At 67.1% G+C, this 22,354-nt stretch carries 20 protein-coding genes, 1 pseudogene and 2 riboswitches; of the genes and pseudogenes, 16 read left to right on the top strand and 5 right to left on the bottom strand.

Features of this window, described 5'->3' with window-relative positions:
• Positions 1-13 precede the first annotated feature (13 nt).
• Positions 14-1,417 carry a coniferyl aldehyde dehydrogenase gene (locus tag AC1DKD_RS12905; protein ID WP_441631509.1) on the bottom strand — a complete coding sequence of 468 codons (1,404 nt, stop codon included), beginning with the start codon at positions 1,415-1,417 and terminating at the stop codon, positions 14-16.
• Between the two features lie 291 nt (positions 1,418-1,708).
• Here AC1DKD_RS12905 and AC1DKD_RS12910 point away from each other — a divergent pair, with 291 nt between their 5' ends.
• Positions 1,709-3,388 (top strand): GMC family oxidoreductase, encoded by a 1,680-nt coding sequence (locus tag AC1DKD_RS12910; RefSeq protein WP_441631511.1) that lies wholly within the window; start codon positions 1,709-1,711, stop codon positions 3,386-3,388.
• Positions 3,389-3,455: 67 nt separating this feature from the next.
• Here the strand turns inward: AC1DKD_RS12910 and AC1DKD_RS12915 are convergent, their stop codons facing one another.
• Complete coding sequence (locus AC1DKD_RS12915) at positions 3,456-5,003, bottom strand: methyl-accepting chemotaxis protein (protein ID WP_441631513.1); 1,548 nt, start codon at positions 5,001-5,003, stop codon at positions 3,456-3,458.
• A 272-nt stretch (positions 5,004-5,275) separates the two neighbouring features.
• Complete coding sequence (locus AC1DKD_RS12920; RefSeq protein ID WP_441631515.1) at positions 5,276-6,937, bottom strand: acyl-CoA dehydrogenase family protein; 1,662 nt, start codon at positions 6,935-6,937, stop codon at positions 5,276-5,278.
• A 267-nt stretch (positions 6,938-7,204) separates the two neighbouring features.
• On the opposite strand from AC1DKD_RS12920, the gene AC1DKD_RS12925 reads away from it, so the two are divergent.
• From AC1DKD_RS12925 to AC1DKD_RS12970, 10 genes and pseudogenes are all read left to right on the top strand, one after another.
• Positions 7,205-8,596: an RtcB family protein gene (locus tag AC1DKD_RS12925; RefSeq protein ID WP_441631517.1), complete on the top strand. Its 1,392-nt coding sequence runs from the start codon at positions 7,205-7,207 to the stop codon at positions 8,594-8,596.
• Between the two features lie 191 nt (positions 8,597-8,787).
• Positions 8,788-8,889, top strand: a riboswitch (TPP riboswitch).
• 104 nt (positions 8,890-8,993) lie between these two features.
• On the top strand, positions 8,994-10,880 hold the full coding sequence (gene thiC, locus AC1DKD_RS12930; protein WP_477103457.1) for a phosphomethylpyrimidine synthase ThiC: 1,887 nt from the start codon (positions 8,994-8,996) through the stop codon (positions 10,878-10,880).
• 144 nt (positions 10,881-11,024) lie between these two features.
• On the top strand, positions 11,025-12,203 hold the full coding sequence (locus AC1DKD_RS12935; protein ID WP_477103458.1) for an FAD-dependent oxidoreductase: 1,179 nt from the start codon (positions 11,025-11,027) through the stop codon (positions 12,201-12,203).
• A 21-nt stretch (positions 12,204-12,224) separates the two neighbouring features.
• Positions 12,225-12,422, top strand: a complete 198-nt coding sequence (gene thiS, locus AC1DKD_RS12940) for a sulfur carrier protein ThiS (RefSeq protein ID WP_035868404.1) — start codon at positions 12,225-12,227, stop codon at positions 12,420-12,422.
• A 6-nt stretch (positions 12,423-12,428) separates the two neighbouring features.
• Complete coding sequence (locus tag AC1DKD_RS12945) at positions 12,429-13,277, top strand: thiazole synthase (protein WP_441635675.1); 849 nt, start codon at positions 12,429-12,431, stop codon at positions 13,275-13,277.
• Positions 13,274-14,416: a thiamine phosphate synthase gene (locus AC1DKD_RS12950; protein ID WP_441635677.1), complete on the top strand. Its 1,143-nt coding sequence runs from the start codon at positions 13,274-13,276 to the stop codon at positions 14,414-14,416. The genes AC1DKD_RS12945 and AC1DKD_RS12950 overlap by 4 nt, the downstream gene beginning before the upstream one ends.
• A 63-nt stretch (positions 14,417-14,479) precedes the next feature.
• Positions 14,480-15,043 carry a GNAT family N-acetyltransferase gene (locus AC1DKD_RS12955; RefSeq protein ID WP_441635679.1) on the top strand — a complete coding sequence of 188 codons (564 nt, stop codon included), beginning with the start codon at positions 14,480-14,482 and terminating at the stop codon, positions 15,041-15,043.
• Positions 15,040-15,225: pseudogene (locus tag AC1DKD_RS12960) on the top strand (AAA family ATPase); the annotation flags it as partial. The gene AC1DKD_RS12955 and the pseudogene AC1DKD_RS12960, both read left to right, overlap by 4 nt.
• A 51-nt stretch (positions 15,226-15,276) precedes the next feature.
• Positions 15,277-15,594, top strand: a complete 318-nt coding sequence (locus AC1DKD_RS12965; protein WP_441635681.1) for a hypothetical protein — start codon at positions 15,277-15,279, stop codon at positions 15,592-15,594.
• Between the two features lie 135 nt (positions 15,595-15,729).
• Entirely contained in the window at positions 15,730-16,176 is a 447-nt protein-coding gene (locus AC1DKD_RS12970; RefSeq protein WP_045236253.1) for a PaaI family thioesterase, read from the top strand.
• Positions 16,177-16,180: 4 nt separating this feature from the next.
• Here AC1DKD_RS12970 and AC1DKD_RS12975 read toward each other — a convergent pair whose 3' ends face one another.
• Positions 16,181-16,621, bottom strand: a complete 441-nt coding sequence (locus tag AC1DKD_RS12975; protein WP_441635683.1) for a PGDYG domain-containing protein — start codon at positions 16,619-16,621, stop codon at positions 16,181-16,183.
• A 178-nt stretch (positions 16,622-16,799) separates the two neighbouring features.
• The gene (thiD, locus tag AC1DKD_RS12980; protein WP_441635685.1) at positions 16,800-17,630 is read right to left on the bottom strand and encodes a bifunctional hydroxymethylpyrimidine kinase/phosphomethylpyrimidine kinase; all 831 of its coding nucleotides are present in this window, start codon (positions 17,628-17,630) and stop codon (positions 16,800-16,802) included.
• Between the two features lie 73 nt (positions 17,631-17,703).
• Positions 17,704-17,784, top strand: a riboswitch (S-adenosyl-L-homocysteine riboswitch).
• Positions 17,785-17,911: 127 nt separating this feature from the next.
• Here thiD and ahcY point away from each other — a divergent pair.
• The 5 genes from ahcY (at position 17,912) to AC1DKD_RS13005 (ending at position 21,912) form a co-directional block, all read left to right on the top strand.
• Positions 17,912-19,345, top strand: a complete 1,434-nt coding sequence (gene ahcY, locus AC1DKD_RS12985) for an adenosylhomocysteinase (RefSeq protein WP_477143355.1) — start codon at positions 17,912-17,914, stop codon at positions 19,343-19,345.
• A gap of 123 nt (positions 19,346-19,468) precedes the next feature.
• Complete coding sequence (locus AC1DKD_RS12990; RefSeq protein ID WP_035870441.1) at positions 19,469-19,822, top strand: phage holin family protein; 354 nt, start codon at positions 19,469-19,471, stop codon at positions 19,820-19,822.
• A 62-nt stretch (positions 19,823-19,884) separates the two neighbouring features.
• Entirely contained in the window at positions 19,885-20,715 is an 831-nt protein-coding gene (gene metF, locus AC1DKD_RS12995; protein WP_045236164.1) for a methylenetetrahydrofolate reductase [NAD(P)H], read from the top strand.
• A gap of 23 nt (positions 20,716-20,738) precedes the next feature.
• Positions 20,739-21,098 (top strand): TfoX/Sxy family protein, encoded by a 360-nt coding sequence (locus tag AC1DKD_RS13000; RefSeq protein WP_276289833.1) that lies wholly within the window; start codon positions 20,739-20,741, stop codon positions 21,096-21,098.
• Between the two features lie 55 nt (positions 21,099-21,153).
• Positions 21,154-21,912: a Mut7-C RNAse domain-containing protein gene (locus AC1DKD_RS13005; protein WP_441635689.1), complete on the top strand. Its 759-nt coding sequence runs from the start codon at positions 21,154-21,156 to the stop codon at positions 21,910-21,912.
• The last annotated feature ends 442 nt before the right edge of the window (positions 21,913-22,354 follow it).

Raw genomic sequence — 22,354 nt, forward strand, 5'->3', positions numbered from 1 at the left:
GGCGTGTCTTCCCTCAGCGCAGCAGCAGCCGGATCATCGTTTCGAACCGCTTGCCGTAGGGCGGCTTGAGCAGCCCGGCGCCATTGAGCCGGGACTGGCGGAAGATCGGTTTGAGCTTGGAGAAGGTCTCGAAACCCGCTTCGCCGTGGTACGCGCCCATGCCGCTGGGCCCCACGCCGCCGAAGGGCAGGTCTTCCTGGGCGATATGCAGCAGCGTTTCGTTGATGCTGACGCCGCCGGCCACGGTCTGCGCCATCACCCGGTCGATCGCGCCGGGGTCTTTCTCGAAGAGGTAGAGCGCCAGCGGGCGCGGCCGTGCATTGATGTAATCAATGGCCTCGTCCAGCGTGCGGTAGGCCACCAGCGGCAATACCGGGCCGAAGATCTCTTCCTGCATCACGGTGGCGTCGGCGGGCACGTCAAGCAACAGTACCGGCGCCAGCCGGCGCCGTGCCGGGTCCGATGGTGCCTGGGACAGCGGCACCACGCGCGCGCCCGCGCGTTCGGCGTCGTTGACCAGCCCGTCCAGCCGGGCAAAGTGGCGCGGGCTGATGATGGTGGTGTAGTCGGGGTTGCCGGCCAGGTCCGGGTAGAGGCGGGCGGCGCAGGCGCGTGCCGCCGCGACGAACGGCTCGCGCATCGCTTCCGGCAGCAGCACATAGTCCGGCGCGATGCAGGTCTGGCCCGCGTTAAGCAGCTTGCCCACCAGGATGCGCTCGACCGCGTGTTCCAGGTCGGCGCCCGGGCCGACGATGACCGGCGACTTGCCGCCCAGCTCGAGCGTCACCGGCGTGAGGTTGGCCGCCGCCGCGCGCATGACATGGTGGCCGACCTGGGTCGAACCAGTGAACAGCAGGTGGTCGAAGGGCTGGGCGGAGAAGGCACTCGCCACCTCCGCGTCGCCATTGATCACGGCGACCTCATCGGCGGCGAAGTGTTGCTGCGCCAGGCGCGCGAACAGCGCGGCGAAGCGCGGGGTGTACTCGGAGAGCTTGACCATGGCGCGGTTGCCCGCGGCCAGCGCGCCCGCCAGCGGGCCCACCGTCAGGTAGAGCGGATAGTTCCACGGCACCACGATGCCGATCACGCCCAGCGGCTGCGGCATCAGCCGCGACGTGGCGGGTTTGAACCACAACCCGGTGCGCGCCCGCCGCACCTGCATCCAGCGTTTGCCATGACGCAGCGCATCGTCGATCCCGGCCACGCTGGGAAAGACTTCGAGCAGCGCGGTTTCCTGGTGAGCGCGATTGCCAAAGTCGGCGCTGATGGCCTGCGAGATCTCGTCCCGGTGTTCGGCCACCAGCTTGCGCAGCCGCCGCAGACGGTCGGCACGCACGGCCCAGGCAGGCGACTGGTCCCGCCGCGAGGCGGCGCGCATGGCGTCGAATACGGATGACATCTCGGGCACTTCTCTCATCTCTCGTTCTCCCGGGGCCGCGCGCTGCCCGTGGCGCGCGCGGCGTTTCAATTCCCGCACCATATGTCATGCGGCCGCCACTGGCAATGGAGGCCGGCCACCAGCCTCGTGCTTCAAACAGCCGTATTCATCGCCCTTCCTTTACCCTTTCCAGCGCCCCGGCAAAGCCCTACACTGATTTCGCGGCATGCTCTCGGCGTGCCCGCCAGACCGGGTTGCCCGGCATGCCCGGCCTGCCCCAGCGTCCGGCGCAACCCCGGCAGACTGACCTCCGACCACGCGGGGAGACGGATGGAAACCACCTTTGACTATCTTGTCGTTGGCGGCGGTTCGGCGGGGTGTGCCCTGGCCGGGCGCCTGGCCGACAGCGGCAGCGACAGCGTGGCGCTGCTCGAAACCGGAGGCCACGATCACCATGTGCTGGTGTCGACGCCGGCAGGCTGCGCGGCTTTGCTGCCGCGCGCCGGCAGCCGCAACTATGGCTACCACACCGTGCCGCAGCCGGGGCTGGACGGGCGCCGCGGCTACCAGCCGCGCGGGCGTGGCCTTGGCGGCAGTTCCTCGCTCAACGCCATGATCTACACGCGGGGCACGCCGTCCGACTACGATGGCTGGGCCATGGCCGGGTGCGATGGCTGGGCCTGGGACGACGTGCTGCCCTATTTCCGCCGCGCGGAATGCAACGAGCGCGTGGCCGGGCGCGACGACGATCCCTTGCACGGCGGCAGCGGTCCGCTCCATGTGTCGGACCTGCGCACGCCCAATCCGTTTGGCCAGCGTTTCATCGAGGCGGCCCAGCAGGCCGGCTACCGCCGCAACGATGATTTCAACGGCGTGGACCAGGAAGGCGCGGGCTGGTACCAGGTGACACAGCACGGCGGCGAGCGCTGGAACGCGGCGCGCGCCTACCTGCACCGCGGCGATGCCGCCGACCGCGCCAGCAATGGCGGCCGCGCCAACCTGCATGTGCTGACGGGCGCGCAAGTGCTGCGCATCGAGTTTGAAGGCCGCCACGCGGTGGGCGTCGTGGTGCGGCTGGATGGCCGCGAGACCGTGCTGCGGGCGCGCCGCGAGGTGATCGTGTCGGCAGGGGCGTTCGGTTCGCCGCAACTGCTGATGGTGTCGGGCGTGGGCCCGGCGGCGCATTTGCGCGAGCTGGGCATTCCCGTGGTGCATGACCTGCCAGGCGTGGGCACCAACCTGCAGGACCATCTCGACGTCATCGTGCACAAGCGCGTGGCGGCATCGGAGCTGTTCGGCGTGTCGGTGGGCGGCGCCTTCCGCATGCTGGCGGAGATCCTGCGATACCGGCGCGAACGCACCGGCATGATGACTTCCAACTTCGCCGAGGCGGGCGCTTTCCTCAAGAGCGATCCCGGACTGGAAGAACCGGACCTGCAGCTACATTTCGTGGTCGGCATGGCCGACGACCATATGCGCCGCCTGCGCTTCGGCCACGGCTATTCCTGCCACGTCTGCGTGCTGCGCCCGAAAAGCCGGGGAGAGGTGCGGCTGGCCTCGCCCGATATCCGCGAGGCGCCGCTGATCGATCCGCGTTTCCTGTCCGCCCCGAGTGACCTCGACGGCCTGGTGGCGGGCGTGCGCATCGTGCGCCGCATCCTTGCGCAGCCGCAACTGGCGGCGTTCGGCGGCAAGGAGTTGTATTCCGCGCACCTGCGCGCGGATGGCAGCGACGACAGCGCGATCCGCGAGATGATCCGCGCGCATGCCGACACCATCTACCATCCCGTCGGCACCTGCCGCATGGGTATGGATGAGAACGCGGTGGTCGACCCGCAACTGCGCGTGCGGGGTGTGGAAGGGCTGCGGGTGGTGGACGCGTCGATCATGCCGACGCTGATCGGCGGCAACACCAATGCGCCGGCCATCATGATCGGCGAGCGCGCGCATGACCTGATCCGGCACGGTCCCCGCGTGGTACTGCGCATGGCGGAGGTGTTGGCGGTGTGAGCCCCGGCCCGGCGCCGGGCCGGACTCGCGCTGGCTCTCGGGCCGGCATTGCGAAGATACTGCGCCGTCAGGCCGCGTTCGCCAGCCGGAAGGTCGACACCGTATCGCGCAGCTTGCCGGCCTGGTCGTCCAGCGATTGCGCCGCGGCGGCGGCTTCTTCCACCAGCGCGGCGTTTTGCTGCGTGACCTCGTCCATCTGGCCGACCGCCTTGTTGACCTGTTCGATGCCGGCGCTCTGCTCGTCGGAGGCCGCGGCAATCTCGGCAATGATGTCGGACACGCGCTTTACTGCATTCTGGACTTCGCCCATGGTCTTGCCGGCGTCCTCGGCCTGTGCCGAGCCGGTGCGCACGGTGTCGACCGAGCTGTCGATCAGGTCCTTGATTTCCTTGGCGGCGCTGGACGAGCGCTGCGCCAGGCTGCGCACTTCGCCCGCCACCACCGCGAAGCCCCGGCCCTGTTCGCCGGCGCGCGCGGCTTCCACCGCGGCATTCAGTGCCAGGATATTGGTCTGGAAGGCGATACCCTCGATCAGGCTGGTGATTTCGGCGATGCGGCTGGAGCTGGTGCTGATCGCGCCCATGGTTTGCACCATCTGCTGAACCGCGGCGCTGCCGTGCTCGGCGACGCTGGCGGCATTGCCGGCCAGGCCGCTGGCCTGGCGCGCATTGTCGGCGTTCTGCCGCACGGTGGTGGTCAGCTCCTCCATGCTCGATGCGGTTTGCTCCAGCGAGGCCGCCTGCTGTTCGGTGCGCGCCGACAAGTCGGTGTTGCCCGCGGCGATCTGGCGTGCCGCCACGCCCACGGATTCGGTCGAATGACGCACTTCGTGCAGCGCCACCGCCACGCGTTCGAGCAAGCGGTTGAAGGCGGCCGCGGTGCGGCCGATTTCATCCATGCGCCCGACCGGCGCGCGGCGCGCGAGGTCAAGGGAGTCGCTGACGTATTCCAGGGTCTGCTCGATCTCGGCCAGGCTGCCATGGATGCGCCGGTAAAGCGTCACCGCCAGGAAACCGGTGCCCAGCACGGCTACGGCGATCAAGACCGAGAACACCATGACTGCAGTGTGGTACTGCTCGCGATTGCTCAGGACGGCGTGCTCGCCCAGTTCCGCGTTGTAGGCGATGTGATCCTCGATCGTCTTGCGCATCGCGGTCGACGCCTCATGCAGTTCACCACTCACGAGCATGGCCTGCGCGGCTGCGTAATCGTTGGCGTGCGATTTCTCCAGCAAGGCGGCGCGTCCGGCGCGGTAGCGCTTGAGGGCGGCCCGGTCAGCCTCGAGCATCTTGCGATCAGTCTCGTCGGAGATATCCGCGCGTTCGTATTTGGCGGCGGTAGTGTCGAAATGCTGGTCCGCACTGGCGAGCGACTGTTCGGCTTCAGTCTTGCCCTTGAGGTCGTCGGTCATGGTATGCCGGTAAAGCGCGATGCGCATGGTGTTGACGTCGTCCTTGAGGCTGACAAGGATGCGCACGCTGTCCAGCGTGTTGTTGTTGAAGTACTCGAAGCGCTGTTCCGACTGGTGGAGTTGCCAGATGCCACCAAGGCCCACCCCGAGCAAGGCGAACAGGGCAAGAGATAAGGAAAGTAGCAGGCGTTGGCTGATGTTCATGTCGGGATGTCGGCGCCCGCCGCGGCAAGGCGCTCCGCTTGATATTTAAAGATGACTATCGGGCACTTATGTATTAAATGTATGCCCTTTATATCAACGGTTTACGGCATCACTGGCCTTGGCTGTAGCGAGGCGGGGAATTAATCCGGGGGGTATGTTGCGAGGCCAGGTGCGCACGGACGAATCGCGCCATGCGCCAGCATGACAGCGTGCGGCCGTGTCAGCTGCCTGGGCGCCTCTGGGCGTTCACGCGCGGCGATGCACCGGCGGCTTCACGCCGGCCATGCGCGCGCCACCACGCCCGCCAGCGCGGCTTCGTCGCCCTCCAGCGTGCCGAACACGCGGCCATGCTGGCGTCCAAGCCGGCTGGCCACGAAGCGCTCGGCATCGTCGGTGTCGGCATGGGCGAGCATCAGCGCCGCCTGCGCGGTCAGCACCAGGCCCTGGGCAAAGCGCCGCGCGCCGGCTTCGAGATGTTCCGGCGCGTCGCGCAGCATCGCCTGCAGCGAGGCGAGTTCGGCGCGCACCGCCGGATGGCCGCCGGCGCGCCGTCCTAGGTCCTGCAATAGCCGCCCCGCGTCCTCGGGATTGCGCTGGAGCGCGCGCAGCACGTCCAGGCACATGATGTTGCCGGAGCCCTCCCAGATCGAGTTGACCGGCGCCTCGCGGTACAGCCGGGCCATCGGGCCTTCCTCCACGTAGCCGTTGCCGCCCCATACCTCCATGGCTTCGCCCGTCACCTCTATGGCGCGCTTGCAGACCCAGAACTTGGCCGCCGGCGTGACGATGCGCTTCCAGGCGGCGGCCAGCGGATCGGCATCGGCCCGCTCGAAAGCATGTGCCAGTTCCATCATGAGCAGGGTGGCGGCCTGGCTTTCCAGCGCCAGGTCGGCCAGCACGTTGCGCATCAGCGGCTGCTCCGCCAGCAGGCGGCCGAACGCCATGCGGTGCCGCGCGTGGTGGATGGCCTGCACCAGCGCCGCGCGGATGATGGCGGCGCTGCCGATCACGCAATCCAGCCGGGTATAGGTGGCCATCTCGATAATGGTCGGGATGCCGCGGCCTTCCTCGCCGATCAGGATGCCGGTGGCCTCGCGGAATTCCACTTCGCTGCTGGCGTTGGAGCGATTGCCCAGTTTGTCCTTGAGACGCTGGATCTGCACCGGGTTCTTGCTGCCGTCGTCGCGAAAGCGCGGCACGAAGAAGCACGACAGCGGCCCGTCCTCCGCGCCCATGCGCGCCACCACCAGGTGGGCATCGCACATCGGCGCGGAGAAAAACCACTTGTGCCCGGTGATCGCGTACTCGGCGCCGCGGCCCTCGCCGCGCACGGCGCGCGCGACGGTGGTGTTGCTGCGCACATCGGAGCCGCCCTGCTTTTCCGTCATGCCCATGCCGATCATCACGGCATGCTTGTCGCGCCAGGGCAGGTCGCGCGGATCGTGCTCGGTGGCAAACAGTTTCGGCCCCAGTTCCGCGAACAGCGCCGCTTCCTTCTGCAGCACCGGGATGCTGGCGAACGTCATGGTGGGCGGGCACAGGGATCCGGATTCGGCCTGCGCCTGCAGGAAATAGCCGGCGGCGCGCGCCACCCACGCGCCCTCCCTGGGCTGCGCGAACGGCAGCGCCTGCAACTGCTGGCTGCGCAGCAGGGCCAGCAAGGCGTGCCATGCCGGCGGAAATTCCACTTCGTCGATGCGCTCGCCGGTGCGGCTGTGCGTATGCAGCTCGGGCGCGTGGCGATTGGCCTCGGCCGCCCACTGYTGGACATCGGGTTTGCCCAGGCGCGCCCCGAAGACATCGAGCGCACTGGCGTGCCAGCCGCCGCCAAGCCGCTCCAGCGCGTCGCGCAAGGCGGGGTCGCCGGTGAACAGGTTGTGGCCGGTGAGGTCCGGGACCTGGTTGAACACGCGGTGGGTGGCAGCTTCAGTCATGAGGTCTCCTGTGCGGTCTTCTGCGAGCGTTGCGCATGGGCATGTCTGATTGCATGGTAGAGCAAGCGGCGCGCTATGTGCGTGGGCTTGCACTGTGTCCGGCCCCCAACACTTTGCGCCGTCATGGCTGGGCTCGCGGGCCGGGCGCTTGCCGTTCGCCGCTTCCCGGCGATACACTGCACGCTCCTTTCTCGACGCTGCTGCGCAGAAGGTACTTTTTGCCCCGGTCCGCCGGAGGCACCCCCGTACCTTGTATTCCCGGCAGCCATGTCTTCCCTTCCCCGTCTTGAAAAAGCCCTGCAGCGCCAGGGCATCCATGTCGAGCGCATCCAGGGTGTCTATCACCTGCGCAACGAACACGCGCAAGCCTCCGTGCTGTTGCCCGCCACGCTTCCCCTGGAAGCGAAAGCCGTACGGCAGTTGCTCGACTTTGCCGCGGTGCGTTCGCCGGACGGCCACCATGGCGTTTGCAAAGCCTGCGCCACGCCGGACTTTCATCCCGGCGGCATCGCGCCGGTCGGATCGATCGTTGCCACCGACGCGGATTTCGTCATTCCCGCCGCGATTGGTACCGACATCAATTGCGGCATGCGCCTGATTACTACAAGCCTGAAGCAAGCCGCCCTGCTGCCGCAGCAGGATGCCCTTGTGAGCAGGCTGACGCGTGCGCTGCTCGATAACGGCCGCGACATGCCGGTGCATAGCGCCGCGTTCCGCGCCCTATTCGACGAGGGACCCGCCGCGTTCATCGATCGCGTGGCGCCGCAAGGCTTGTGGGCGCAGGTCGATCGTGCCCGGCTGGAGGCCGAACTTGCCGCTTGCGTCGGACTGGATGCGTTTGGCGGGAGTGCCCGCTATGCGCCGGATGCGCACGTCGGCAATCGCGAGGTCTTTCGCGATCCCTGTCTCGGCACGCCGGGCGGGGGCAATCATTTTGTCGAACTGCAGGTGGTGGACGAGATCTTCGACAGGCACGCGGCATATCGCGTCGGCCTGGCGCCCGGCGATGTCGTGGCGATGATCCACAGCGGCTCGCGCGATGTCGGCTTCTACGTGGGCCGGCGCTGGATGGACCGGGCGCGCCAGGCCTGGCCCGCAGGCCTGAAGCATCCGACGAGCGGGCTGTACGGCTTGGCGGGCAGCCTGGCGCACGAGTACCTGGTGGCCATGGGTACGGCGGCACGCTATGCCTGGGCCAACCGGGTGGTGCTGGCCGAACTCGTGCGCAAGGAACTGGCCGAGTTGTGCGGCGCGACGGCTTCACGGCTGGTGGTCGACGTGCCGCATAACGTGGTGCTGCGCGAAAACGGCCTCAATATCCACCGCAAGGGCGCGACACCCGCGCATCACGGCGACCTGGCCCTGATCCCCGGTTCCATGGGGGATGCTTCCTATATAGTGAGCGGTTTGGGTCACACCGATTGGCTCTCGTCATGCAGCCACGGAGCCGGCCGCAGTGTCCGGCGCCAGGCTTTGCGCCGCTTGAAAAGCGATCATGCCAACGCCGGGTGGCGCTGCGTCACGCTGCGCGAGGAGCGCAGGGTGGAAGAAGCGCCCGAGGCCTACAAGCCGATCGGTCCGGTGCGGCAGGCACAGGAAGAGGCCGGGCTGATCGAAGCAGTGGCGCGGTTGAAGCCTTGGGTGACCTTCAAGGCTTGAAATCGCGGCGGTGTTCGAATGGTGTTCGAATGGCAGTGCATGCGCACGCTAAGTCATGGTGCGTTGCAGCGTAATGGTGTACATGTTAATGCCTGGGGGCCGCATGGCCCTCAGCCATACCTTGACGCACGACACTCCAGATTGAAACAGGGGTGGTCAAGCTCCGAGCCTTGTGCTTAAATTCACCCCGTTGGATGAAACAGGGGTGCCGTACGGATGGGCCGTGCGGCTGAGAGAGTCCCTTCGAACCCGATCCGGCTAGTACCGGCGTGGGAAGTTTCATGGTTACCGAAAAGCTCCTGCCTTCTCCAAGGCACATGATCCCGGCCCCGGCGCCGCGGCCATGCTCACAGGGCTCCTGGTTTCGTCCATCCCCGCAAGAGAGAGGACGACACCCATGGCCCGCACAAATACCGCCCCCGCCGCATCTTTCGAGTCGCTTGAAACCGATCTCGACAAAAAATTCGCCTATCCGGCATCCAGCAAGACCTACCTGACCGGCAGCCGCCCCGATATCCGCGTGCCGCTGCGCACGATCCTGCAGACGTCCACGCGCACGGACAAGGGCGAGATGTCCAATCCGCCGATTCCCGTGTACGACACCTCGGGCCCGTACAGCGATCCGGACATCCATATCGACCTGAAGGCCGGCCTGCCATCGGTGCGCGGCAAGTGGATCGAAGAGCGAGGCGACACCGAAGTGCTGTCCGGCCTGTCGTCGGAATACGGCCTGGCACGCGCCGCTGATCCGGCCACCGCGCACCTGCGCTTTGCCCAGCTGACCAACCCGCGCCGCGCCAAGGCCGGCGCCAACGTGTCGCAGATGCACTATGCGCGCCGCGGCATCATCACGCCCGAGATGGAATACGTGGCGCTGCGCGAGTCGCTGAACCTGCAAGCGCTGTACGACAAGCCCGAATACAAGGCGCTGCTGCGCCAGCACCCCGGCAATGCGCTGGGTGCCGCGCTGCCGCTGCGCCCGGAAGACATGACGCCGGAATTCGTGCGCAAGGAAATCGCCGCCGGCCGCGCCATCATTCCCGCCAACATCAACCACACCGAACTGGAGCCGATGGCGATCGGGCGCAATTTCCGCGTCAAGATCAACGGCAACCTGGGCAACTCCGCCGTGACGTCGTCGCTGGCCGAGGAAGTGGAAAAGATGGTGTGGTCGATCCGCTGGGGCGCCGACACCATCATGGATCTGTCCACCGGCAAGCACATCCATGAAACCCGCGAGTGGATCCTGCGCAATTCGCCGGTGCCCATCGGCACGGTGCCCATCTACCAGGCGCTGGACAAGACCGGCGGCATCGCCGAGGACCTGACCTGGGAAATGTTCCGCGACACGCTGATCGAGCAGGCCGAGCAGGGCGTGGACTACTTCACCATCCACGCCGGCGTGCTGCTGCGCTATGTGCCGATGACCGCGGACCGCGTCACCGGCATCGTCTCGCGCGGTGGTTCGATCATGGCCAAGTGGTGCCTGGCGCATCACAAGGAAAACTTCCTGTACACGCACTTCGACGAGATCTGCGAAATCATGAAGGCGTACGACGTGTCGTTCAGCCTCGGTGATGGCCTGCGTCCCGGCTGTATCGCCGACTCCAACGACGACGCCCAGTTCGGCGAACTGCGCACGCTCGGCGAGCTGACCGACAAGGCCTGGAAGCACGACGTGCAGGTCATGATCGAAGGCCCGGGCCACGTGCCGCTGCAGCGCATCCAGGCCAACATGGATGAAGAGCTGAAGCACTGCTACGAAGCGCCGTTCTACACGCTCGGACCGCTGGTGACGGACATCGCCCCCGGCTACGACCACATCACCAGCGGCATCGGCGCGGCCAATATCGGCTGGATGGGCACGGCCATGCTGTGCTACGTCACGCCGAAGGAGCACTTGGGCCTGCCGGACAAGGAAGACGTGCGCGAAGGCATCATCACCTACAAGATCGCCGCCCACGCGGCCGACCTTGCCAAGGGCTGGCCGGGCGCGCAGCTGCGCGACAACGCACTGTCCAAGGCGCGCTTCGAGTTCCGCTGGGAAGACCAGTTCAACCTCGGCCTGGACCCGGAACGCGCGCGTTCGTACCACGACGCCACGCTGCCGGCCGAAGGCGCCAAGATCGCGCATTTCTGCTCGATGTGCGGTCCCAAGTTCTGCTCGATGAAGATCACGCAGGAAGTGCGCGACTACGCCGCTTCGCTCAAGCCGGAAGCCGAGAAAGGCATGCAGGAAAAGTCGATCGAGTTCGTCAAGAGCGGCAGCAAGATCTACTCGTAAGGCAATGCAATGGGTGCGGCGCTCGCCAACGTGGGCGCCGCATGCGAAGTTCTGTGCCCTTCCCGATGGACAGGGCACGCCATGACTTAAAGGAGGCCGGCGCGCCGCCGCGCAGTCGCGGCGAGCACCGGCACAACCATCCCCATGACAACGCAGTCGTTTGATGTGGCCGTGCTCGGCGCCGGTCTGGCCGGGCGCCTTTCCGCCTGGCAACTGGTACGTGCCGGCCTGCGCGTGGCGCTGGTCGAACGCGCCGGCCCCGATGGCGCCGGCTCGGCCGCGCATGTGGCGGCGGCGATGCTGGCGCCCCTGGCGGAATCCGCCATCGCCGAGCGCCGCATCGTCGAGCTGGGCACCGCCAGCGTCGACCTGTGGCGCGCCTGGGTGGCCGAATTGCCGGAGCCGGTGTTCTTCCAGGAGGACGGCACGCTGGTGGTCTGGCATACCCGCGACCGCAGCGAGATGTCGCTGTTCACCAGCCGCGTGCGCGCGGTGGCGCCGCCCGAGCTGGTGGCGGAGCGCATGCGCGCGCTCGACGGCAACGGCGTGGCCGCTCTCGAGCCTGCGCTGGCGGGCCGCTTTTCCCAGGGCCTGCTGCTGGCCGGTGAAGGCCAGCTCGACAATCGCGGCACGTTGCGCGCGTTGCTGGCCTGCGCGGTTGGCGGCGGCCTGCATTGCGTGTGGGAAGCCGGCGAAGTCGAGGCCGGCGACCTGCCGGCGCTTGGCATCTGCGCACGCGTGGTGCTGGATTGCCGCGGCCTTGGCGCGCGCGCGGCGTGGCCCGGGCAGCCGGCCGCGCACGGCAGCATGCCGGGTTTGCGCGGGCTGCGCGGCGAAGTGGTGCGCGTGCACGCGCCCGAAGTCAAGCTGCATCGCCCGGTGCGCCTGCTGCATCCGCGCTATCCGATCTATATCGCGCCCAAGCCCAACGATCTGTACGTGATCGGCGCCACTGAACTCGAAAGCGAGGACGATTCGCCGATGAGCGTGCGCTCGGCGCTGGAACTACTGTCGGCGGCGTATTCGCTGCATCCGGCGTTCGGCGAGGCGCGCGTGCTGGAACTCAATGTGCAGCGCCGCCCGACGCGCCCGGACCACCTGCCGGCCATCCGCGTCGACCAGCATGCCCGCATCGTGCGCCTCAACGGCCTGTACCGGCATGGCTTCCTGATCGCGCCGGCAGTCACCGAGGCAGCCTGCCAGGTAGTGCGGGCCCTGCTCGATGACGACCCCGCGGCCTATGCCGTGCCGGCAGCGCTGCGCTGGCCCGGCATGATCGTGGCCGCGCTTGATACCGTTGCCGGCTCGCCGGTGCTGCACTGAACGGAACAGAACAGAACGCCCATGGATATCGTGCTCAACGGCCGTCCGCTGGCTCTTGCCGACAACGCCACCCTGGCCGACGCGGTGGCTGGCGCCGGCATCGCGCCGCCCTTTGCCGCCGCGCTCAACGGCCAGTTCGTGCCGCGCGCCGCGCATGCGGCCACCGCGCTCGCCGCCGGCGACCGCATCGACCTTGTGCAACCCGTGACGGGAGGCTGACCCAACATGACCCTCAATACCGCTGAATCGCGCCGCGACCTGCTCGGCGATCCCTTCGTGCTCTATGGCGAGTCGTTCGCCTCGCGCCTGTTGCTGGGCACCGCGCGCTATCCGTCTCCCGCCACCTTGCAGGCCGCGGTGGAAGTGGCAAAGCCTGCCATGCTGACGGTGGCGCTGCGCCGCCAGGGCGCGGTCGGAGAAGGCGAGGGCGGCCAGGCCTTCTGGCAGATGCTCAGGTCGCTGGACGTGCCGGTACTGCCCAATACCGCCGGCTGCATGGCGCCGCAGGAAGCCATCACCACCGCCATGATGGCGCGCGAGGTGTTCGAGACCGACTGGATCAAGCTCGAGCTGGTTGGCGACGACTACACCCTGCAGCCCGATACGCTCAACCTGCCTGCCGTGGCCGAGACGCTGATCAAGGAAGGCTTCAAGGTGCTGCCGTATTGCACGGAAGACCTGGTGCTGTGCCGCCGGCTGCTTGATGTCGGCTGCCAGGCGCTGATGCCCTGGGCCGCGCCGATCGGCACCGGCAAGGGCGCCGTCAACCCGCACGCCATGCGCCTGCTGCGCGAACGGCTGCCGGATACGCCGCTGATCGTCGATGCCGGCCTTGGCCTGCCATCGCATGCAGCCCAGGTACTGGAGTGGGGCTACGACGGCGTGCTGCTGAACACCGCCGTGGCGCAAGCCGCCTACCCGGTGAACATGGCCCGCGCTTTCGCGCTGGCCGTCGACGCCGGCCGCACCGCCTACCTGGCCGGCCCCATGCCCGAGCGCGACATTGCGCAGGCGAGCACGCCGGTGGTGGGCATGCCGTTCTGGCACGCCGAAGGCGTGGAGGACCGCGCATGACGAGCCACAGTATCCAGGCCGGTGTCGACGCCGCGCTGCACGACACACTGCTGGCGCGCTACGGCGCCACATTCGGCAGCAATGAGAAAGCGTGGCGCGTATGGACGCAGGCCGCCGTGCCCGCCGCGCTCGGCGATGCCGACGTGGTGCTGTTCGACGGCGAAGCCGATGCCGGCACGCTGGCGCGCATCGGCGCCGCCGGCGCCATCGCCATCGAAAGCGACCGCGAGGGCGGGCAATGGAGCGATACCGTGCGCTCGCCGATGGGCACCTGGGTGTTCAACGCCCATGCCGACGGCGACACCGCGCACTCGCCGGCCTTCGTGGCCGTGCTGCTRGCTTGCCTGGCACTGCATTTTCCCGCGCATGACGCACTCTGCCTGGCGCGTGCATGGCAGCCCGGCTCGCAGGAATGGCCGGTGGAATTCGCGCGATTCCCACGCGTGCGCCATGCCGCGCTGGTCGCGCCGGAGTCGCGCGTCGAGCCATTCGCGCCGTGCCCGCCGCTGGGCTTGTATGCGGTGGTGCCGAGTGCCGAGTGGATCGAGCGCCTGGTGCCGCTGGCGGTGCCCACGGTGCAGTTGCGCTTCAAGTCGGACGATGCGCAGGCCGTGCGCAGTGAAATCGAGCGCGCTGCGAACGCCGCGCGTGGCAGCGCGTCGCGCCTGTTTATCAACGACCACTGGCGTGCGGCTATCGACTATCACGCCAGCCACGGCAACGACAGCGCGGCCAGCGGCATCTACGGTATCCACCTCGGCCAGGAAGATCTCGACGAAGCAGACCTCGATGCGCTGCGCGCCTCCGGGCTGCGGCTTGGTGTGTCCACGCACGGCTATGCGGAGATGCTGCGCGTGGCGATGATCGGCCCGAGCTACCTGGCGCTGGGCGCGATTTTCCCGACCACCACCAAGGTGATGCCGACCGCGCCGCAGGGGCTGGGGCGCTTCCATGCGTACGTCAGGCTGATGCGGCCCGTGGTGCCTTCGCTGGTGGGCATCGGAGGCGTCGACGCGGCACGGTTGCCGCAGGTGCTGGCCGCGGGCGTGGGCAGCGCGGCGGTGGTCCGCGCGATTACCGAGGCGGCGGATGTGCCGGCCGCGGTGAGCAACCTGCTGGGAATGTTCCCGGAGGCATGAATGCCTCCGGCCCGTAGGTTGGCCAGGCGGGAACCCGGGCCCGCCACCACTGCCATAACACCCATGCCACCTGCAGACATCCGCCTTGCCACGCCGGCGGACATATCCACTCTCCCCGCCATCGAACGCGCCGCCGCCGCGCTATTCCCTGCGGTTGACCTGCCAGCGGCGCTGCGCGAGCAAGTCACCCCGATCGAAGACTTCCGGCGCGCGCAGCGCGAGTGCCGCCTGTGGGTTGCCATCGCCACCGACGGCACCGTCGCCGGCTTCGCGCTGGCCAGCCTGCATGGACATCACGCCTACCTCGACGAGATGGATGTGCATCCCATCCATGCCCGCCGCGGCTTCGGCCGCGCACTGGTGAACGCCGTAGCCGTTTCTTTCCGTCAGCAGGGCGTGCAATCGCTAGGCCTCACCACGTTCAGCCACCTCCCCTGGAACGCGCCGTTCTATGCGCGCCTCGGCTTTCGCCGGCTCGACGACGCCGGCCTCTGCCCCCGGCTGGCCGCCGTGCTGACGCACGAGGCCATTCTTGGCCTGCGGCAGCGCATTGCCATGCGCCTGGTGCTGCAGGCGCCGCATTGCGTTACGATAGCGCCGTGTCATCCACCCCGGCGAACACCGTGATCTCGCCCCAGTTCATCAGCCGCGTCTGCCTGCGGCGCGACATCGTCGACAGCTTCGAGCGCTATCCCTTCTGCCTGCTGGCGGTGCGCACGCTGGATGCGATAGCGATGCATCCCAAGGTCACCTTCCTGGTCGGCGAGAACGGCTCGGGCAAAACCACGCTGATGGAGGCCATCGCCGTGCTGCGCGTGCTGCTCGATGGTGAGCCGGGCGAAGCGAAAGAGCCGACCTGAATGCTGCGCTGTCCCACTCTGGTCGCTTCCTTGTTGATGCTGCTTGTCACATTCAGTGCAGGGGATGCGCGCTGGATGGACGGCGTTGGTTTTCTTGACCACGCGTTGCAGGGCGGTGTCCTTGTCTGGATATTCCTGTTTTGCCTGCTGGCCTACATTCCGCTGCTGGTGCTGGTCGCCAGCTACGCGCTGCGCGATCTGATGGCGCTCTACCTCTATAGAACCCGGCGCGCAGTCGTCAGCCTGCTCTTGTTTGTCGTGATTCCGTCCATTGCGCTTTACCGCTTCAATGCGTGGTTCGTCCGGGAGATCCTGTAGGGCACAAGAGCGTGCGGTGAACGGCCAGGTCCGCACCATGCGCATCGCGTTGGCGTTACGATTGCGGCCGGCGATGCCGTGGCCGAAGGCCAGGCCGTGGTGGAATTCGCAGAACTCGAACAAGGAAACCCTGTTTTGGAAAGTCCCGCTCAGATTGTCCCGGTTGCGCCGGGCACGCCCGAGAAGCCCTATTTCGGCATCGACGTGCCGCTGATGCGCCATCTCGGCCTGCAACCCGTGCAGATGGAGGCGGGCCTGTGCCGCACGCGCCTGCCGGTCAGCCCGTTCCTGGTCAACAGCCGGGGCGACGTACATGGCGGCACCTTGATGGCGACGCTGGATTTCACGCTCAGCGGCGCGGCGCGCTCGCATGCGCCGCTCGATACCGGCGTGATCACCATCGATATGTCCACGCACTTCCTGGCCGCCGCGCGCGGTGAACTGCACCTGGAAGCGCGCTGCATGCGGCGCGGCGCGCGCATCGCTTTTTGCGAAGGCGAAGTGAAGAATGCCGCCGGCGAGGTGGTGTGCGTGGCGCGCGCGGCGTTCAAGCTGGTGCCGCTGAGCAGCGGCGGCGACTGACGCTTCAGGCGTTGCCGCTGGCCGGACGATAGACTTGGGCGAAGCGCGCCTGCTGGACGATGCCGTAGTCGTTCGGGGCGTACTGCATCAGCCAGTCGCCGGCCGCGCCATGCAGTACGTCGCCGCCGGTGGAGCGGGCAATGCTGAAGGCTTCGTTCATGCGTTTGGCGAGCACGACGCCCGGGATGTTCCGGTAGGCGCCGTCCTGGCCGTGCGTGCCGGTTTGCAGCGGTTCGTACTTCGGGTCGAAACGCTCGCGCGATACGACCCAGCGGTCGCCGGTGGAGCCGGTGATGATGGCGTCGCCGGGCTGGTAGCGGTTGGGGCCTTCGAGGCTGATGAGTTCGCCGGGTTCCTTGGCGAAGGCTACCTGGACGACTTCATGCTTTTGGTAGGGGGCGGCGGCGGGGTCGGTGCGCAGGTCGATGTGGGTCAGGGTGGGCATGGTGCGATAAGGGCCTGAAAGCTCAAAGTCAAAGTCAAAGTCAAAGGCAGTTTCACTCCCCTGCGGGGAGCGACCTGCTTTCTTGGCTTGCCAAGAAAGTAGGCAAAGAAGGCGCCCCATACGGCCTCTAACGCCGTCACGGCTCGCTTCGCTTCGCATTGGGGGGGCTGCTCGTGTTTCACCCCAGTACCCGCGGCGCAAAGCCGTGGTTCAGCGGCCCGTTGCCCGCCCCAAGCTCAAAGTCGGCGCCCGCCACGATCGCATCGGCCACAAAATCCAGCGCCACTTCCACCGCATCTTCCAGCGTATCGCCGCGCGCGAGTTGCGCCGCGATGGCCGCCGCCAGCGTGCAGCCGGTGCCATGCAGGTTGCGGGTTTCAACGCGTGGATGGGAGAACACGCGCACGGTGCCGTCGGCGCCCAGCAGCAGGTCGTCCAGGCCGGCATCTTCCGGCTCCAGGTGCCCGCCCTTGAGCAGCACCGCCGGGCAGCCCAGCGCGGCCAGGTCGCGTGCCGCCTGCTCCATTTCGTCACGCCGGGTGATCTTGCGGCCCAGCAGATAGGACGCTTCCGGCAGGTTGGGCGTGACCAGCGCGGCGCGCGGGAACAGCAGGCTGACCATGGCCCGGGTGGTGGCGTCGTCCGCCAGCGTGGCGCCGGAGGTGGAGATCATCACGGGGTCCACCACCAGCCGGCGGATGCCGTGGCGGTCCACCGCGGCGGCTACCGCTTCGACGATGGCCGCCGTGCCCAGCATGCCGGTCTTGGCCGCATCCACCCCGATATCGCTGGCCACCGCGTCGATCTGCGCCGCCACCATGTCGGCCGGGATGGCGTGCACGCCGGTCACGCCCAGGGTGTTCTGGGCGGTGATGGCGGTGATCGCGCTCATGCCGAAGCAGCCCAGCGCGGCAAAGGTCTTGAGATCGGCCTGGATGCCGGCGCCGCCGCCCGAGTCGGAGCCGGCGATGGTCAGGGTGCGCGGGGGGCGGTGTGTCGTCTGGGTCATGTATCGGACGGGCGGCAAATAAAAAACGTGTTGGCGGCAATGCGCGGCGCCTTTTGGCAGGCTACAATACCGCCACTCCGAGGAGCGTTGCAACGAATGGGCCCCATTGTGCCATTCGCCAGGCTCGGACTGTCTTCAACGGCGCTCGCTGATCCGTGGCACATACACGGAGGCGAGTCGACCTATCCGCCCGTTATGCAAAGTGGCTTTTTCCGCCACGGCATGGCGCGGCCGTATCCCCCGCACTTGTCCTTCGTCGCCACTCTTCATCGGAGTGAAACATGAACGCAGTGACTGACCTCAAGAACGACTACCTGGTGGCCGACATCAACCTCGCAGGCTGGGGCCGCAAGGAAATCGCCATCGCCGAGACCGAGATGCCCGGCCTGATGGCCATCCGCGACGAGTTCGCCGCCGCCCAGCCCCTGAAGGGCGCGCGCATCGCCGGCTCGCTGCACATGACCATCCAGACCGCCGTGCTGATCGAGACGCTGGCCGCGCTCGGCGCCGACGTGCGCTGGGCTTCGTGCAACATCTTCTCGACCCAGGACCATGCTGCCGCGGCCATCGCCGCCTCGGGCACGCCGGTGTTCGCCTTCAAGGGCGAATCGCTGAAGGAATACTGGGACTTCACCCATCGCATCTTCGACTGGGCGGATGGCGGCACCCCCAACATGATCCTSGACGACGGCGGCGACGCCACGCTGCTGCTGCACCTGGGCGCCCGCGCCGAGAAGGACGCATCGCTGATCGCCAAGCCGGGCAGCGAGGAAGAGACCTTCCTGTTCGCCGCGATCAAGGAAAAGCTGGCCAAGGACCCGTCCTGGTACAGCCGTAATCTGGACGCCATCAAGGGCGTGACCGAGGAAACCACCACGGGCGTGCACCGCCTGTACCAGATGGCGCAAAAGGGCGAGCTCAAGTTCCCCGCCATCAACGTCAACGACTCGGTSACCAAGWSCAAGTTCGACAACCTGTAYGGCTGCCGYGAATCGCTGGTGGACGGCATCAAGCGCGCCACCGACGTGATGATCGCCGGCAAGGTTGCGCTGGTGGCCGGCTACGGCGACGTGGGCAAGGGCAGCGCGCAGGCACTGCGCGCCCTGTCGGCCCAGGTGTGGGTGACCGAAGTCGACCCGATCTGCGCGCTGCAGGCCGCGATGGAAGGCTACCGCGTGGTGACCATGGAATACGCTGCCGACAAGGCCGACATCTTCGTCACCTGCACCGGCAACTACCACGTCATYACSCAYGACCACATGGCCAAGATGAAGGACCAGGCCATCGTCTGCAACATCGGYCACTTCGACAACGAGATCGACATCGCCTCGCTGGAAAAGTACGAGTGGGACGAGATCAAGCCGCAGGTCGACCATGTGGTCTTCCCCGCGGTTGGCGACCAGCCGGGCAAGAAGCTGATCATCCTGGCCAAGGGCCGCCTGGTGAACCTGGGCTGCGGCACGGGCCACCCGTCGTACGTGATGAGCAGCTCGTTCGCCAACCAGACCATCGCCCAGATCGAACTGTGGCAGGAACGCGATAGCGGCAAGTACCCGGTCGGCGTCTACACGCTGCCCAAGCATCTGGACGAGAAGGTCGCGCGCCTGCAGCTGAAGAAGCTCAACGCGCAACTGTCCGAGCTGACCGAGCAGCAGGCAGCCTATATCGGCGTGAAGAAGGAAGGCCCGTACAAGGCCGATCACTACCGCTATTGATCCGCTGATCAGCAGATCGGCTTTTGATCTGTCTCTGACCGATCCCCGGATCGTCAACCCGCGGCGTGCCCACGCCGCGGGCGTGCTGCCCCGAATCCGTTTCACCCAAGCGAAGGAGTCGTCATGAGACTGTTGGCCGTCTGGATCATCAATGCCGCCGCGCTGTTCCTGGTGGGTAGCCTGATCGATGGGATTCATCTTGGCGGCTTCGGCTCGGCCATGATTGCCGCCCTGGTGCTCGGCCTGGTGAATACCTTGATCCGCCCGATCCTGGTGATCCTCACCTTGCCGGTGACGCTGCTGACGCTTGGCCTGTTTATCTTCGTGATCAACGCGCTGCTGTTCCTGTTCGTGGGCAAGCTGCTGGCCGGTTTCGTGGTCACCGGCTTTGGCGCGGCCTTGCTAGGCTCGATCCTCTACAGCGTGATCTCCTGGGCGCTATCCAGCCTGCTGCTGGGCGAGCGCCGCAGCGCCTGACGCCTGCTGGCGTCCCATGCCAATTTTTCAGCGCGCCGCGCCATAGGCGGCGCGCCACCATCATGCAAGACCGCTACTTCAGCTTCGAATTCTTCCCGCCCAAGACGGCGGAGGGCGCCGAGAAGCTGCGCAACACGCGTGCGCAACTCGCTCCGCTGCATCCCAAGTTCATCTCGGTGACGTTCGGCGCCGGCGGCACCACCCAGCAGGGCACGCTGGATGCCGTGCTGGAAATCCAGCGCGAAGGCATCGAGGCCGCGCCGCACCTGTCGTGCGTGGGTTCCTCGCGCGAGAGCATCCGCGATATCCTCAAGACCTATCGCGATGGCGGCATCCGCCATATCGTGGCGCTGCGCGGCGACATGCCATCGGGCATGGGCGAGATCGGCGAGTTCCGCTTTGCCAATGAGCTGGTGGAATTCATCCGCGCCGAGACCGGCGACTGGTTCAATATCGAAGTGGCGGCCTATCCCGAGTACCACCCGCAGGCCAAGTCGCCGCGCCACGATCTCGAGAATTTCGTGCGCAAGGTCAAGGCCGGCGCCGACTCCGCCATCACCCAGTACTTCTTCAACGCCGACGCGTACTTCCGCTTCGTCGACGACGTGCGCGCCATGGGCGTGGAAGTGCCGATCGTGCCGGGCATCATGCCGATCACCAATTCCTCGCAGCTGATGCGCTTCTCCGAGATGTGCGGCGCCGAAGTGCCGCGCTGGGTGGCCAAGCGGCTGGAAGGCTTTGGCGACGATCGCGAATCGATCCGCGCCTTTGGCCTGGACGTGGTCACCGCGCTGTGCGAGCGTTTGCTGGCGGCCGGCGTACCGGGGCTGCATTTCTATACGCTCAACACGGCCAGCGCGACCAAGGCGATCTGGCAGCGCCTGAAGCTCTAAGGCATCTCTCAGCGCCAGACGCGATGCCACGCCGCCCCGATCCCTTCATCGACCATCTGCTCGAACTGATGGGGCCGCTGGCGGCGCGCATCGGGCCGATCACCTCGCGCCGCATGTTCGGCGGCCATGCCTTGTACTACGACGGCCTGGTGTTCGCGCTGGTCCTGGGCGGGCGCTGCTTCCTGAAAGTCGACGACAAGACGCGGGCGCGTTTCAAGGCCGAGGGCGGCGAGCCGTTCCGCTACAACCGTGCCGGGCGCGAGATCGCCATGCTTCACTACCTGAGCGCGCCGCCGGCCTGCCTGGAGTCGGCCGAGGCCATGACGGCCTGGGCGCGCCTGTCGGTGGAATCCACGCTGCGGCTGGCCAACCAGGCTGGCTGAACGGCGGACCGGAACCCGTTCCGGCACCCGGCCGCGCGGTGGCATACTTTGGCTCATGGTCACCGCCGTCACCGCTACGTTTCGTTTCTACGAGGAACTGAACGACTTCCTGCCGCGTGCGCAGCGCGGACTGGACTGCGTTTGCGCCTGCGCGCGCGCCGCCACCGTCAAGCACATGATCGAGGCGCTGGGGGTACCGCACACCGAGGTCGAGCTGATCCTGGTGAACGGCGAGTCATGTGGATTCGAGCGCCCGCTGCAGGATGGCGACCGCGTGTCCGTTTATCCCAAGTTCGAAGCCTTCGACGTCACACCGTTGCTGCGCGTGCGCGACGAGCCACTACGCACCACGCGCTTCGTTGCCGACGCCCATCTGGGCGGGCTGGCCCACCTGCTGCGGCTGACCGGCTTCGACACCCTCTACGACAACCATTTCGCCGATAGCGAGATCGAGGCCATCGCCATGCGCGAGGGACGCATCGTGCTCACGCGTGACCGCGAACTGCTCAAGCGCCGCGGCGTCACCCACGGCTGCTATGTGCGCGCCATCAAGGCCACGCCGCAGTTGCGCGAGATCTTCGCGCGACTGGACCTGGCCCGCAGCGCGCGGCCGTTCTCGCTGTGCCTGGATTGCAATGTGCCGCTGCGGCCGATCGGCAAGGCCGAGGTGGATGGCCGCGTGCCGGCGGGCGTGTTTGCGCGGCAGGAGCGGTTTGTGACTTGCGGGTGCTGTCAGAGGGTGTTTTGGGAGGGGTCGCATTGGCGGCATATGAGGGATTTGGTGGATGAGTTGGTGCCTGCGGGGCGGATTTAGTTGGTGGCTTGTTTGTTTGAGGCGATGGCCTTTGGACCCGAGAGCCTTACAACATCCCTCTGCTGGGGTGGTCGCAGTTTCTTTGATCGGCGATGGTTATTGCACCCAAGTGCGTACGACATCCCCCTGCGGGGGACGCCGGTCACTCTTYTTTGCTTCGGCAAAGAAGACTAACGAGAAGAAAGCCGACCCTGCCGGGGGCAGAGCAATCGCGGGTGCGCAGGGTGCTGGTTTCGTCGTATGGGCAGCGGTTCTGCTGGTATCTGCCGTTACCGGCTTGCAGGGCAGCGCAATGGCGTGCCCCATGGGTTTCGTGGTGCGGCCCCTGACCTCGTGTGCAGTGCCCATTCCCACATCTGCCGTTCGCGGTGCGAGGGGCTGCGCCGTTTCGGGTGTGGCTGGTTTCGTGGTTTTGTCTCGGAGAGCAGGCGCGGTGATGTTC

The sequence above is a fragment of the Cupriavidus sp. 05T313 genome (assembly GCF_056396665.1).